Below are 15,206 nucleotides of genomic sequence, written 5' to 3'. Positions count from 1 at the left end.
ATGCCATTGCTTTCCTACTGCCGCACGAAGACCCTCGGCTTTTGTGGTCACTACTATGGCCTTACCTTCGTACTGCCTCATGTAAAAATGATGTGCGATGTCCCAAGATAGGCTCTTCATTCCTCCAATCAAACGATGCTCGGTATGGAAGTCATCCATCTATATCTCCAGTTACAATTGTTTCGGCAACGGTCGGCCCTGCGCGGCTAGGAAGTCGGCTAGTCCGTATACATAATCCCTACTATTGAGGAAGTGGGAGTTGCAGACAAAGCGCTGTGCAGAATCTGACCCAAGCGGCCCGGCTGCTGTGTCATCCATGGGTACCCAGGTATGGCAAATGATGCAGAGTACGCTTTGTCGGCGAGGGTTCGAAAGGAACCAAGTCGCTACTTCCCTGGAAGACTGGCTGTCATCAGTCTCTGGTAGGTGCGTTCTGGTGTTAATAGTCGCCGTCATCTTCCCGTCGTTCCGCCGTTACTTTACATGGAATAGTGCTGAAGTTATGGAGATGGTAGAAGAGGACGTAACGGGTGGTACCCGTTAGCGAGGATTGCTCTAGGGATGACCCTAGATACTCGCCAATCTCGGGCTCAGTCCTCAGGTCAAAGCGTGGCTGGCGATCTGATAACGAATATGACCCGAGGGCCAATTGTTTCGTTCCTCCTGGTTCGATACTTATTGTTTTGCTCGTAAAGCGCTTGCGCGCTTCGTTGGCTGGTCTTTCGTCTGACATTGCTGTTGCCCTTTCTTTAGTTCCCTCTATCGACGTAGAAGCGGAACTCTTTACAATACGTGCTTCGAACCCGATGAAGTTCCTATTTTCGCAACGTTATCGTATAATGGTTACGCGGCTTTTGGCGACACCCAAAAGCCCTTGCTTATTCATTATAGAAATGTTACGTTTAGTAACAGGAACATCTGTTTGTTGTGAGTAAGCTTGCTCAATTTGTATGGTACGGTTAGTTACCGTATCGTGTCAATAACAAAATTATGGCTCCGCCTTTGAGTGGAGTTTTGGATATTTACGCGCAATGCAATTTTTTAGAAATGTCGATATAGTCAAGCGGTACAAGGTTGACGAGTCAACTGTACGCAAGTGGATTAGAGGGGCGCGCGAGGGCAAGCTAGACCTTGCGCTGCATGTTGAGGGCAGCCGGACATATATCGCCAACACGACCCGCAACACCACCTTGATTGCAGATCTCATTCAGGAGCGGCGGAAGTTTCGGAACTCAAAGGCTGCGAAGGTAGTTCGCCCTCGGCCTGAGTTCTACAAAATCTATACCCAGTCCCAAATCTATGAGCTGTTGACGAACCTTGAGCTGCACCACGAAATACCCCGGCAGTACAACTATTTTGATGGTGGCGCAATGAGCTGGGATGAATATGCTCAGCGCCTGGCGAATGAAGACGCCCCGAATGTCATGAACAGGACTATTAATCTTCTTGAGATCAGCCAAAGCTTTCTCGATTACCTGGTGTCGGGTTATAGGCGAGTCAATATTGTCGATCTTGGCGTAGGTAACGCGTTGCCGGTAAAGGCTTTCTTGAGTAGGTTGTTGGAGCGCGGCATTCTAGGCCGATACATCGCCCTCGACATTAGCGCCGAGATGCTTGAAATTGCGAGGCGCAATATAAAGAGCTGGTTCGATAACCAAGTAGTGTTCGAGGGTTACGAGATGGACATCAGCCGGGAGCGGTTCACGAACATTCTTGCCGAGGAGTACCTGAAGCCGGATGCCGATGAAACCATTAACCTTGTCTTGCTACTCGGCGGAACACCCTATAACTTCCGTAACCCCGATGGAGTGCTCCAGTGTATTCACGACAGCATGGGAGCCAAGGATTATCTGGTGCATACGATGAAGCTTGACACCGAAGTGACGCGTCAATACTTCGACTTCAATGCCAATCGGGCAAAGTCGCCGCTACCTCCTATTCACCGATTTGTAATCGACATACTTAATATTGATCCGTCTCTTTATGAGCTGGAGCTTGGCTTCGATGAGGTTCGGAAGCAGCGATATGAGCGCATTCGCTTCACCACGGCACTTACCATTGAATTCGAATTTGATGAAGGGCGACGAGCGGTAAGCTTCAGTAAGGGTGAGTCGGTGCTTGTCTGGCGAAGCTGGCAGCAGACGGTCAAGGACCTTACCCGCCAATTCGACCGCAATGACTTCTATATTCTGACTGCTGTCCAGACTGTCGATATGGAGTACGTGCTTACGGTTTCTCGCGCCAAAGAAGACTAGGAGGCGGGCATCCGCATGCGAGGGCCGTCCCGGCTAAGGCCCTGCCGTCCGCCTTGTCGGGATGTCATGCTCCGGGGCCAAGGATGGCCACTGAGCTGGTCATACCTCTGCCGTGGTATTGCTCCCTGGTCGTGGCCGTACGTGCGTCCAAGGCTGCTTACCGGACGCCCAGCTCCTTCTTAACAGCCGTAGTGAACGTCTGTACCTTCACGGTGTCGCGGGTGAGCGGTTGCTCCTTCAAGGCCTCGTCTACGACCGCAATTGCTTGCTGGAAGAAGTCCAGAGCCTTCGCGTCGTTCCAAAGAATCTCAGACAGCTTGTTCGCGTAGGCCTCGGCCTTGTTGGCCGTGAGCGAAGGCATGGGAGTGCCGCCGGCGAGGTATCGGAATGCCATAAGCAAGTGGAAGCGGGACGGCTTGTAGTAGCTGCTGAGGTTGCCGTTGCGGAAGAAGAACTCCAGCTTGTAGTAGGCGTAGGCGGCCACGTAGTACGGCTCAAGCTTGTGATCTTCGTTAAGAATGCCCTTTCCAACCTGCGCTTGGAGATCTTGGTAGTACCTGCTCGCCCGATGTGGGCTGTCGGTAAACATGGCGCCGAAGGCGCGGATGAGCTGCGATACTGTGATGATCTGTACCTTCTTGATGCCTGGCACGGCGTTGTACTGCTTTGACCGGCGCTCGTAGTAGAGGCGCTTCTTGCCAGGGTATGAGGCGAAGAAGGATTCGAGTTTCTTCTGGAAGCTACCGAGTGCGTAGATGTTCTCTGTCGTTACCTGGGTCTGCCGGTTGGTGGCCGTGATCACCGAGTTGATGACATCCTCGTCCTCTGTGGCAATCACCTTCAGCGGCACGTACACCGAGGGGCCGATCTGGTTGCGCTCGTGAAAGAGCACGTGGCTCGTCTGGCAGCCGTTCACGACCTGGTAGTCGGTCATAATGAACTTATTGCCCACCGTCTGAAGGCCACGCGCCACGATGGTCACGCCATTATTCAACACAGCGAACCGCCCTTGGGCCTTCGAGTCCTGCAAGGTCTTCCGGATGTCCGCATTCACCGGGTTCTGGAAGTCCTGGAAGTCGCGAACGTTGTCATAGAACAGCGACTTCCGAATGCTGCCCGACTGATCTTCGATAAGCTTCAAGAACTCGGTGGCCGGGACGACACCCAAGTAGGACTCGGACACGCCCTCAATCTCGGGAAGAACCGTCCGGCTGGCGAACTGAAACTCGCCGACAACGCTGTTCTTGCTGCGTTGGTAGCTCTCGTGCAGCTCGTCTGCGCCCATTGGGACGAACTTGACCGCTGAAAAGAGGCCGTTCTTACGGAGCGCCGCCACCCGCTTGTCGGTTTTCTTGACCAAGTAGTTGTCGTTCTCCCACTGCCCAGTCGTGACGTAGTGGATGGTGACGGTCGGCTTCGGGCGGAACTTGATGCTGTGGTTGTAGACCTCCTGCATGACCTCGTGCAGGTTCTGGACTGTGCCGTTCATCGGGAGTTCCGGCTCGTCTTCGAAGAACTCGTCCACGCCGTCGAACAAGGTCATCATCAAGCTGCCGTTGAAGGTGCTCGACGTCTTGGCCTGCACGAAGATGAACCGCGCGTCGATGTAGCCGTTGACGTCCAGGAGGTCTTGCACCTCCTCGGGCGAGGTCACCAGCACCCCGTTGACGATCACGGCCGCGCCATCGATGCCGAGGTCGTCCCCGCCGCCGAGGTGCACGTCGTTGATGTCGAACTCCTCGTCTATAGAGTCAGACACGGCGCAGAAGGTAGCGAAGAGTTCGAAGGCGTCGGCCTCCGCGAGGTCGCCCAGGCTCTGCTCAGCCCGGAACGCCTCCATGTTCGCCTTCGTGATGCGGTCCACTGAGTTCCCTCCTCGACTATGGACAGCGTAGGCCAGACCGAGATCGTCCGGTTGCGCGACCTTGCGTGCTGGGAGGTCCGCCAGCAGACAAGAGAGATGTGGTGTGGGCGGAGCGCAGGCGGGCTGTCGTACTGGCCCGAGGTTGCCTGAGGCGAGCCGCAGACCAACGCCGCCCGCCTAGAGCTTCAGCGCGGTATTGCGCAGGGTTGCCGCGGTAGACGCCGGGGGCCATCACCGGTCGTCTGGCCAGATCCTGGTCGATGCCGGAGGTGCGGTAGACGATCGTGTCGCTGTGGTTGTCGGGTTGCGGGTCCCCCGGCTCCTGGGCAGATCATTGCTGGTCAAAGCCGCGCGGCTGGTAAATCTAGCGTTCATTCACGTTGGGGCTGTTGCTGACCGTGGTGTGGCCGATGCATCCTGTTGTGTTGGCTCGCCAGGGGAGGCAGCGTGTTGGAATCTGTATCACCGAGCAGTCCGGAGATCCTACGGTTGACCCGCGGTGTGGTCTCCTACCTGCAGGAGCAGGTAAGGAGCTCCCGCCGGCAGGTGCGCGACGCTGTTGGAGACAACAAGGTTCACTGGTTCGTCGACGTCATCCGGCAGGGCGAGTCGTCGGATTCGAGGGCGCTATTGGAGGTTGAACCGCTGCCGTCGCTGGACCCTCCGGTGCCACCGCCGACACTCCAGAGATGGCTGGATCCGGAGGAATGGACCCAGCCGAAGCGGACAAGACCGCGGATCAAGGCACGTGCTGGATTGCGATCTCCTGAAACTCCAGTGCCCGAGGAGGTTTTGCGTACCTACGACGTCTGGATCGAGGGCTGGCAACAGTGGGCAGACGAAGAGCGTGATCTGGCCGTGCACCGGACCTGGTACGCGCAGCTCGAACTCCTGGAGCGGGAAGCGCTCCAGCGGATAGATACACATGAGCTGGTTGTCGGCGTCGGCCTGCTCAGCGCGTACGCAGAGGAACGCTGGAGCGTCCGCCGGCATCTGCTGACTTGGTCCGCGAGCATCGATCGAGACGAGCAATCCGATGTGCTCAGGCTGATGCTGCCCGTTGACGTGCAGGCTCGCGTTGAGGATCGTGGCTTCCTGAATGCGGGCGATGGCTTCAATCTACGGCGGGGCCGCTCTCCCTGGCGTGAGGAAGAAATCAGCGGATTGCACCCGTTTTCGTCCGATGCGGTCCGCTGGCTTGAGGATTGGAAGAAGCGCTGCTGGGATGGACCCCTCAGCCTCGACGCCGGGCGCTGGGCGCCGCCGGAAGCTGGCGATGACGAGGTCGCCCAGCTAGCCCTGGCACCCGCGTTATTTCTGCGCGAGCGCGACCGCAGTGGACTGGCGGGATACTACGACGCTATCGCTGAGAGCCTCGATAAGCCGGAGGCTGAAGCCCCGGTCGGGCTGGCCCAGCTCGTCACTGACCTCGACGCAGACCAGCGGCAGCACTGGCTGCGGGAGTTGGCTCCTGATGCGCGGGCAGTCGTCAGCGCCGACCCGTTGCTGCCACTAGCCACCAATGGGGAGCAGCGCAGAGTTCTGGACAAGCTGCGGGCTGATACCGCGGTCGTCGTGCAAGGGCCGCCGGGCACGGGCAAGACACACACCATTGCCAATCTCATCTGTGCCCTGCTCGCCGATGGTCAGCGCCTCCTGATCACTAGTGAGAAAGACCAAGCGCTCCGCGTGCTCCGTGATCAGTTGCCGCCAGAGGTGCGCCGACTCTGCGTGCTGTTGACCGGCATGCGGCGCGGCGCGGCGGACGAGCTTGACCGGAGTATCACCGCTTTGTCGGAGCTGTCGGCGGCCACGAGTGTCGAGCAGTTGCAGCTCGACATCGAGCGGCTACGGCAGCGCCGCGTTGACCTTGAGGCTGATCTACGCCAGGCGGTCCGCGATTTGCAAAGTCTCCGGGAGCAGGAGTACCTGGTGCACCCGGCCCTCGCCCGGCCGTACTCGGGTACGTTGGCAGACCTTGCCCGGTCGATCAACGCGCACCGCGACCGTTACGCCTGGATCGACTCGCTGCCGCCCCACGCCCCGGACCATCCGCCGCTGACCGGGGATGACGCTCGGCAACTCCTAGAGCTGCTTCGTACTGCGACCCCGGAACGTCAACTCCGTGCCGACCAGCACATCCCGGGTCCAGAACTTGTCCCGGCCCCCTCGCAGATATCCACCCTAGTCACCGCCCTTGCCGCTGCCGAGCGAGTCCTAGGACCGGACCGCCGATCGACTGCCTGGGCACTGGCTGGTCTCAGCGACACCGCACTGGTCGAGATCGAACGACACGTGGACGCTGCTGCCGACGCGCTCGCCGATTGCGGATTGCCTGACATTCTTGAGGAATGGGACGCCTCGGATTGGCGGCTGACGGCAGTCCAGGCGCTACTCGGCCGCCGGAACCCAGCGTACTGGCACGCGCTGTTTGACGAGGCCAACGAGGTTGAGGTGCCTCTCCACGCGCTGGCCTCGCTAAACGGTACCGACGTCGATGTCGGGCCCAGGGCCGGCAATAACCTGAAGCGGCTGCTTGGCCAGGCCAAACGCCTGCGCGCCTATTTGGCGCGAGGCCGGAGACTGCGCCGTTTCCTCCCGCCCCAAGTGCAGCTGAGCGCTACGGACCTCCTACAGGTCTGCACCGTCGATGGTGTTCCGCCCGCGACCGCTGCCGAGCTGACAACGCTCATCACCGTGCTGGAAGCCGAAATCGCCGTTAACGCAGCCCTCGATGCCTGGAACACGAACGGCGTGCCGATCATGCACGGACCGCTTCGCCGGCGGATCGCACAGCTCGACGACATCGCCCACAACGTCACCGCCATCAAGAGGCTCATAACGGCCCGCGAGGCCATCGAGCAGCTGCTGCGGCGGCAGGGAGTCCGGCACGCGATTCGTAGCGCTGCGGATTGGGACCTCATCGTCGGGCTTGCCCGCAACTGGCCGATCATCGCAGCAGCGAGGCAAGCGGCGGCGAACTTGAACGCCACTACTGAGACACTAGACGCGTGGAGTGATCAGGAGCGGGCGGCGCCGGAGATAGCCGAGCTGGTGACAGCGCTCGTCGACCGCGACCTCGGCCGCTACGCGTCGGCTCGCGCCCGGCTGGATGAGGCTCGTACCGCTCAGGCCGCACAGAAACGCTGCGACAGTCTCGCCGACTGGCTCGTCCGAGCGCATCCATCACTTGCTGAGCGGTTGAACGAGACTCTCGATGACCCGAGTTGGAGTGAACGCTTCGGAGAGTTTCCTCAGGCGTGGGCCTGGGCTAAGGCGGTCGCTTACCACCGTGTTGCCAGGCAGGCGGGCGCTGATGAGGTCTATCAGCAGCGGGTCGACGAGACGGAGCAGCGGCTTCGGGAGGTGACTGCCGACCTTGCCGGCAAACAAACTCTCTTGCACTGCCTGGCGAGCATGACCGAGCTGCAGCGGAAGGCCCTCCAGTCATACAGGACCGCGATGGGCGCTTACGGCCAGGGCCAAGGCCGACACAAGGAGCGCCAGCTGGCCGCGGCGAGGGACGCGATGAAGGAGGCGCGCAGGGCGGTGCCGGCTTGGGTGATGCAGTTGTCGATCGTCGCTGAGTCCATCCCACCGGAACCGAACGCATTCGACGTGGTCATCGTCGATGAAGCGAGCCAGGCGGAGATCGACGCCCTGTTCCTACTGTGGCTGGCACCGCGGATCATCGTGGTTGGCGACGACAAGCAGTGCGCTCCAGGTCGCAGTTCGACGACCGGCCTCAAGACTGTTGAGGAGAGCCTTGACCACCACCTGCCTGGCCTGCCACTTCACCTGCGCAACAGCTTAAGCCCGACCTCGAACCTCTACGAGCTCCTATCCACGCACTTCCCAGACGTCGTCCGGCTCTCCGAGCACTTCCGCTCGATGCCGGAGATCATCGGCTGGTCGTCGGCACAGTTCTACGACAGCCGGCTGGTCCCGCTGCGCCAGTTCGGCGCCGATCGGCTCGACCCCCTCAAGGTGGTGCCGGTCGACGGTGCTGAGGAGGAGGGCCGCGACGCTAGCCTCCGTAACCGTGTCGAGGCGGAGAGGGTTATCGAACAGGTTCAGAAGATCATCGAAGACCCTATGTACCGCGGCAAGAGCATCGGGATCATCGCACTCCAGAACGGCAAGCAGGTTCAGGTACTGGAAAGCCTGCTGACCGAGCGAATCGATCCCGCCGACATCAGGAAGCACAGGGTCCGGGTGGGGAACCCGCCGGACTTTCAAGGCGACGAACGCGACGTCATCCTGCTCTCGATGGTGGCCACCCGTGCGAAGCAGGCCATCACGGGCCGCACCGCCCAGCGCCGGTACAACGTCGCGGCGAGTCGCGCGCGGGACCAGATGTGGCTGTTCGTTTCCATACCGCCAGAAACCCTCAAGGCCACCGATCTTCGCCACTCGTTGCTGAGCTACATGCGCCACCCGCCCCTGGCGCTGGCCACCGACCGGGACCTCGACGACGCCACGCCCGACCAACTCCAGCCGCCCTTCCAGTCGCTGCTTGAACAGCGACTCTTCCTTGAACTCCGGCGGCAGGGCTACGCCGTCGTACCGCAGTACCCGGTGCACAACCGCCGCATCGACCTGGTCGTTGTCGGCGACAACGGCCGCCTGGCCGTCGAGTGCGACACGCCCGACCTGCCGATGACCCCGGACGAACTGCAGCACGATTTGCAGCGTGAACGTGAACTTCGTCGTGCCGGCTGGCAGTTCGTCCGGATCCGCGAAAGCGACTATCTCCTCGACCCGGCAGCCGCCCTTGAACCGCTCTGGCGACAGCTCCAGCAGCGTGGCATCGAACCTCGATCGCTCTCGGCCGCTCCACGGCGGCAGGTCCGCTGGACGCCAGTCACCCTCTCCGACGACGAAGACGACAACTAGGAGACCTCTCGTGCTCGAAGATGTCGACGACAACACCCTCGACGAGATCGCCCGCATAGCCTGCGGTGACCACGACCGCCTTGTCTACCGTCGCGGCGCTGAACTGCCCAAACTCCTCCAGCAGGCGGGGTGGAACAACGTACCTCGCTACAGCGGCGACCACCGTCGTGGCTGGCTCAGCCAGCAACTGCGGGCCCGCCGCGACGTCCCAGGCGCCATTGACGCCGTCGTCCGCCGACTGGCTGACCGGCGCGAGTACGTGCACCGGAACGAACCCTTGGCCGTCGCCGAGGTCACCCAAGCTCTCAACCTGGTTCTCGCGGCCGAAGGCTTCGAGGTCGCTCACAGCCAGGGACGACCCCTTGTACGCCCCTACAAGCCCTCGACGGATCAGGAGCAGGATCCGCCAGACGTCGTGCTCCACGTGTCGATGACAGACCTGGTGCGCGACCCAGATCTCGCCGCCGTGCTTGAGAGCCGGCTGACCGAAGCACGCATCTGCGATCGCAACGGAGCGTACGCGAGCGCGATCATCATGCTCGGCAGTCTCCTCGAAGGAGTGCTGCTCGATGCCCTAAAGGCCCGCATGCCCAACCCTCCGCGTCCACTCGACAGATGGGGCCTGCACGACCTCATCGAGACCGCGCACAAGGAAGAGTGGATTCAGGCCGATGTGCATGGCTTCGCGGGCAAACTACGCGAGTACCGCAACCTGGTCCATCCGAACGCGCAGCTGAAGATCGGTCACGCACCGGACCGCGACACGGTGAGCATGTGCTGGCCGGTTATCAACGCGGCGCTAAACGACCTTGCAGCGACGGCAACCTAGTCCCCGCAGTGACTCGAAGTTACGGGCGGCGTTGTGGCGGCATTGCCGACGGAACCAGAACCGTCCAATGTCCGTTGCCCAGCCCGGTCGACTCTCGGTGTTCTGCGACGCCAACGATCGTCGCGACCTCGCCGGACACATAGCGCACCTGGGCGATACGATCCGCGTTTAGAGCCGCCTGAAGGGCCATGACGGGGACGATCGGAGCGTCGCCATTGGGGTCCATTGCGGTCGTGCTGCTGGTGTTCCCGATCTCTGTAATATGTAACTCGACGACCTGGCGATTGACGGCAACTGAGGTCACGCGAGCAGCCCGATGCGGCGAGGTGGCGACCAGCAGGTTCGATGCGCGATCCGCCACCTTTAGGAGGTCGACCAGGCGCCGGCCTTGTTCAAGCTCAAGCTGATCGGTATAGCGCTTTATCGCCTCGTCGCCCGTCACCAGGTGAATCTGGCCCTTGGGCTGACCGAGCGTTACGAGGCGGGCAACAATTTCCTCCGGGTAGGGATTCACCACTTCGACCGTCTTGGCGCCAGCGGCAAGGGCATCGGCGAGCATGCCCGAGGTCACCAAGTCCGTAGGCGGGATGGAGTACCCTACCAGCGCGATTCGATCAGCTGCTTGCAAGGCCTCGGCTGCGGAACGCCACAACTCGCGCGCAATAGGGTTAGTATAGAAAGCCGATTTGGCCGCTGCTGGTGGCACGATGTACGGCTCGCGGCCGGGGAGTTGTCGACGGCGTTGCTGTTCGTCGACAGCTTTGGCAGTTCCCCATGTACCCAAATCGTCGCGACGGCTGATAGTTGCCCCTGAACTGTCGTTCTGAACCCAGTACGAATCGAGCGAACCGTGAAGCTTCAGAAGGCGGAAGGTAGCAGCGCCGCGATCAACGATCCATCCGCTGCGGTGGAGAGACGGCGGGATCTCTTGAACTACATTGAACGGCTTGGCGAACCCATGCTCCTTCCAGTCACTGAGCATCAGGTACGGAGCGGTCCGTTCGACCAGCGTGTCATAGTTAAACGTGATCGCGGTTGTCCGGGTTGCATGCAGCAAACCGACAAGGCGCTGTAGCCACCATGGCGGTTTGTCACTCAACACTGCTAGCTCGCGCTCTTGCAACAGTCGGTGCAACTCGGCGGCGATTTGCAGGAACAGTCCATAGTTCGTAGCGTTCTGGGCGGGAGTGAGGTCCGGTTGTGGTTCAGCGAGCCGTGACAGCCAAGCCTCGAAGTAGCCACCCGTGAAGGCACGCGGCATCCGGGTGGAAACTTCTGCGACCCTGCCGCGAATGAGGTTACCCAGCTCGTCCGTTAAGGGCATTTTAGGCGAGATGGCGTATGAAAAACCGGCGCCAAGAACAAGAACGGTCCGCACCTTACTCCCTGCCACTAGGTCGCGATGTTCTGGTTTACTCTACCGCCGGAAAGGTATGGGCAGAAGCCCGGCTGGGAGCATGCCCAGTCGCCCTAAGCCGGGAGGCTCAGGTAGGCCAACTAATGTCAAGTACGAACGGCCGGACTTGGTATCGCGGCGCGACGACATCGGCCAATTGCTGCAATTCGTCGACGAGTCGCTCCTTGCTTGGGTGAACCTTGCTCCACTTGGTCGGGCGCTGGTCGCACCGCACCCAGTACACGAGGAAGACGCCGTGTTGGAGACCGTCGGCCTCCAGGTAGCGCTGGACGAGCTGGTCCTGCAACCCCGTGAGCAACTCACGGTTGCCGACGAGCTTGGCTTCAACGACAACGCGAGCGGCGGCGACGGGTGCGGTCGCGGTGGAGGCGCTCACCGTCAGATCGATGCGCGTGCCGACACCAGCTATCTTACGGCGCTCTACCTGGATCTCCCGGTCGATGAGGCTGCCGCCACCGAGGCGCTCCATGAATCGGCGCCGGACCCAGTCGGAGACGTCATCCTCGCTGGCCGGCTTCTTGCCGTCGGACGACCACAACTCGCGGAAGCCGCCGGTGCGCGAGAGATAGTGCTGCAACTCGCCGAGATGATCCTGAACAACCTGGAGTAGGTCCCCAGCGCCGCGGATGAGCCGTACGTCCGAACGGCCCAGAAGATCCAGCAGCTGAGCGGGCATGGGGCGAGCGAGGGTGCTGTCGGCCACCACCTGCCGTGCTCGACGCAAGTGCTCGCCGATGAACTCCCGCTCGATCGGCGAACGGCTCGTGGCGAGTAGCGTCAGGTCAGTGACGAGGCCACGCATGGACAACAGCTGAACGGTGACGTTCCGGAGCCTGGCCGTGTCGTGCTCGGGGCTATCGCCCCAGTAGCTGGTCAGGGGAGGATCACTGTCGAAGGGGAAGCGGTCGAATAGCAGCCGAGCGAGTCTGGCAAGCCGTCCGTCGTCCAGCCGCTCCGGATCCAAGCCTTGCACCCGGGCGAGGAGTGTGCCGCGATCCGCCACGTGCTCGGTGAGCTGGTCGACCAGGGCCTCCGGCTCGACTGCGGCCAGGTGACGCCGCGCCTCGCGCGCAAGCATGGATCCGTCGTCGACCGCTAGATCCCGGCAAGCTTCCGTCGCTGACGCTGGTGCATGTTCCACCAGGAAGTTGAGCACGCTGACATTCTGGTCGTCGGCGTATCGGCGCTGTCTGAGGTGTTCCATCAACACCGGAACAAGCTCCGGTAGGAAGACCTCGTAGAGCGGCGATGGGCTCCACTCTTCGCGGAGCTCAAGGACACGTCGGAGGGTTTCGAGGATGGCAGCCCTCGCTGATGCTGGCGCGAGTGCGACCAGGGTTTTCAACAGCTCTCTGCGGTCGTGGGCCCAGGCGCCAGCGATGACCGGGGCCCAGGTGGACCAGACTGCCGATGGAACGGCGCCTAGGCGGCCGGGGTCATGTTTGGCGAGTGTGGTCAGCAGGTAAGTCCCGGACCAGTCACGCAGAACAGCCCGAGTTACCTTTGCCTTGCCGAGCCATTCGTCGGGTGCCGGCTTGTGCGTCAGGACGTACCGAAGACCAAGATCGAGGACCTCCTTGCGGTCGTCTTCGTCCAGTAAGGACCAGCCTGGCCGTTCGGTTAGGTCGCAACTGCACCACGAAGAGCCCGTGGTAGCGAGCGCCAGGCTGACGAGCCACCAGGCGGTGACGTCATCCTGCGCACGGGAGATCGTTGTCTTCAGTTGCTCGTGCGCCTCTCCGTCGGCATCGCTTTCTTCTTGATCCTCTTCGTCATCGTTTGGCTCTTCGGGAGTAGCAGCGGCCTTTGCATTGAGCTGGTGAAGGCACTTGACCAGCACATCCTGGGCCTTCGTAAGAGGTGATGCGGCCTGGTCTAGTAGCCAGGCGATATCGCTCTCGGTTATCAATCCCGTACGGATCAAGAGGTACCACTGAGGTTCGTCAAGCCGTTCGGCGACCGCGATGGCGACACGCCTGCGCCGAACGTCGTCCTGCGCCCACGGCCATGGCCGGCGTAGGCGGAAAACCAGGCGGATCAGGGCTTCCGCCAGCGCGTCGCCTACCGCGAGGTCATCGGAGAAGGCGAACGCCCGCTCGACGGTACGCACGGCCAGCCGATCGAAGTGCCGATCCGTACTCACGGTGCCCGCTACTGCGGCGACTGCCCACGCCAGCACCTCCGGCAGATCGATTGCTGGCACCCGACCGACGAAGTCTTCGAGGAATTTCTGGTAATGGCCGATGAAGCGGGGGTTCCTGGGCGGCGTCAGCAGCGCGAGCAGTTCGGTCGTTGCGAGGGCCTGCGGGTAGAGCCCGTCGAGCAGTCCGGCGCGGAGTTCGTCATCCGGGTCTGCCTGTTCGTCGAGCTCCAGCCGAGACCGCAGGGCCGATCGCTCGACGTCGGTCCCCAGCTCGGTGACGACGGCGATTGCGGTTCGACGGGCCCAGGGGAGCCACCGCGGGTTGAGCGCCATCGCGAGCGCCTCCGAGGCGATGGTCGTCACCTGCCCGGCGAGCGCGAGCCGGCAGACCCACCACACCTCGGCAGGGTGTTGCATACCGGTCGCCACGTGCTCGCTGAGTTGACGTTCAAGGTCCGGATGAACGAGCGCAGATAGGTCTAGCCCCCGCTCAGGACGGATGTTTGCTGCTTGCGCGTTCGACAACAACGCTGTGACGACGGCCTCGCGAGCGGCCGGTGGCAGATCGACCTCCGACTCCGCCAGCGCCAGCGCGTTGGCCGGCATCAGCATGTCGGTGAGATCGGGCCGCAGGGCTACCAACCACGCCGCGATGCTTGACATGGCCTGGGGAAGGACGCCGTCTGCCAGGCCGAGCAGCACCGCGAGCTGGGCGCGCACTGGTGAGCGGTCCGTCACGTACCTCGCTGCTAAGTAGTCGGCGTACTCCTGGTGGCGGAAGGCGACGGTCTTGTCGGACACAGCGTCAAACAGCGCGCTCGCCACGACTTCCTCGTACACCTCGCGGCCAATAGTCGCGTCCGGCCGGTCCGGCTCGGGTCGTGACGGTAGATCGGAGATGGCGAGGATCGAAGAGGCGGGGTCCGTACGGAAGGCAAGACGGCCTGCCCCGCAGAACACAGTGATCGCGGCCAGCCTCCCCGCCGCTCGCCGCCGCAAGTCCGCTGGAACCCGGAGGGGCGGGCGTTCGTCTTCCCGTTCCGCGAGGAGACGAGCGACCTCGTATTCCAAGGCATCCACCCGTCGGGCCGGAAGGCGCCTCTGCTCTTGCCATCGCTTGGCCGCAGCCACAAAGTGCAGGAGCGAGCCGCTTAGCCGACTAGGCCCGGTCGTAATGATCGCATCGAGGAAGTCCTCCTCGACCTTGATCGAGGCCAGCAGTTGCCGGGCTGCGTCGCGAGTGAGTGGCAGGAGCCGCAGCTTGGTGATGGGAGGGAGCGCGGCGCCGTTCCAGGCGGCCGGACGGCAGGCGAGACGCCATCTAACGCTCTGGGCTTCCGGCCTGGACATTTCCCGACCCAGCACTCGAAACAACCCAGATTCCCCGGGGACGGCCTCGTCGAGCGCATCGAGGTAGATGGGCCTGCCTGTGGCGACTGCCTCGGCCACGACCTGGCCAATCTCTGCCTTCTCTCGGTCACGCAGATCGACCACGCAACCGTCCTCGTACGCTCGCAGTTCCTTCAGGACCGTAGACTTGCCCACGCCACCCGAGGCGAGGAGGACGAAGCTCTCTGAGCTTCCGGCCAGGTCCCTCACCAAGATGATGCCTGTCGTGCCATCCAGGTCGAGGAAGCCTTCCCGGTCCAAAGGGATGTCCTCGTCGTTGGCATGCTGGACGTGTCGATCAACAGAAGGGGTCGTCAACGCGGGTCCTTCGGGCCGAGGTTGCTCCCAGTCTAGAGACCCGCCAGCGCGACAACTGACTACCCACGCACGCCCAAACGTCAGGCCCTCCAGGT

Annotated in this window: 6 protein-coding genes; 3 read left to right on the top strand and 3 right to left on the bottom strand. The window is 61.8% G+C overall.

All coding sequences use genetic code 11. From position 1 onward, the window contains the following. Positions 1–1,031 precede the first annotated feature (1,031 nt). Positions 1,032–2,255 carry an L-histidine N(alpha)-methyltransferase gene (locus ACFP2T_RS37600; protein WP_377430631.1) on the top strand — a complete coding sequence of 408 codons (1,224 nt, stop codon included), beginning with the start codon at positions 1,032–1,034 and terminating at the stop codon, positions 2,253–2,255. Between the two features lie 157 nt (positions 2,256–2,412). On the opposite strand, the gene ACFP2T_RS37595 is transcribed toward ACFP2T_RS37600, so the two are convergent. Then, positions 2,413–4,119 (bottom strand): AIPR family protein, encoded by a 1,707-nt coding sequence (locus tag ACFP2T_RS37595; RefSeq protein WP_377430628.1) that lies wholly within the window; start codon positions 4,117–4,119, stop codon positions 2,413–2,415. 546 nt (positions 4,120–4,665) lie between these two features. On the opposite strand from ACFP2T_RS37595, the gene ACFP2T_RS37590 reads away from it, so the two are divergent. Both ACFP2T_RS37590 and ACFP2T_RS37585 read left to right on the top strand, forming a co-directional pair. Beyond that, positions 4,666–9,015, top strand: a complete 4,350-nt coding sequence (locus ACFP2T_RS37590; protein WP_377430626.1) for an AAA domain-containing protein — start codon at positions 4,666–4,668, stop codon at positions 9,013–9,015. Between the two features lie 10 nt (positions 9,016–9,025). Beyond that, positions 9,026–9,844 carry a hypothetical protein gene (locus tag ACFP2T_RS37585; RefSeq protein ID WP_377430623.1) on the top strand — a complete coding sequence of 273 codons (819 nt, stop codon included), beginning with the start codon at positions 9,026–9,028 and terminating at the stop codon, positions 9,842–9,844. Between the two features lie 19 nt (positions 9,845–9,863). On the opposite strand, the gene ACFP2T_RS37580 is transcribed toward ACFP2T_RS37585, so the two are convergent. After that, entirely contained in the window at positions 9,864–11,222 is a 1,359-nt protein-coding gene (locus ACFP2T_RS37580) for a hypothetical protein (protein ID WP_377430620.1), read from the bottom strand. A gap of 106 nt (positions 11,223–11,328) precedes the next feature. Continuing rightward, the gene (locus ACFP2T_RS37575; RefSeq protein ID WP_377430618.1) at positions 11,329–15,111 is read right to left on the bottom strand and encodes an NACHT domain-containing protein; all 3,783 of its coding nucleotides are present in this window, start codon (positions 15,109–15,111) and stop codon (positions 11,329–11,331) included. Positions 15,112–15,206 lie beyond the last annotated feature (95 nt).

It is taken from the genome of Plantactinospora solaniradicis (genome assembly GCF_042658085.1).
GTDB classification, from domain to species: domain Bacteria; phylum Actinomycetota; class Actinomycetes; order Mycobacteriales; family Micromonosporaceae; genus Plantactinospora; species Plantactinospora solaniradicis.
Note: the sequence above shows the minus strand (reverse complement) of the source record. Positions and strands in the feature narration are given on the sequence as shown.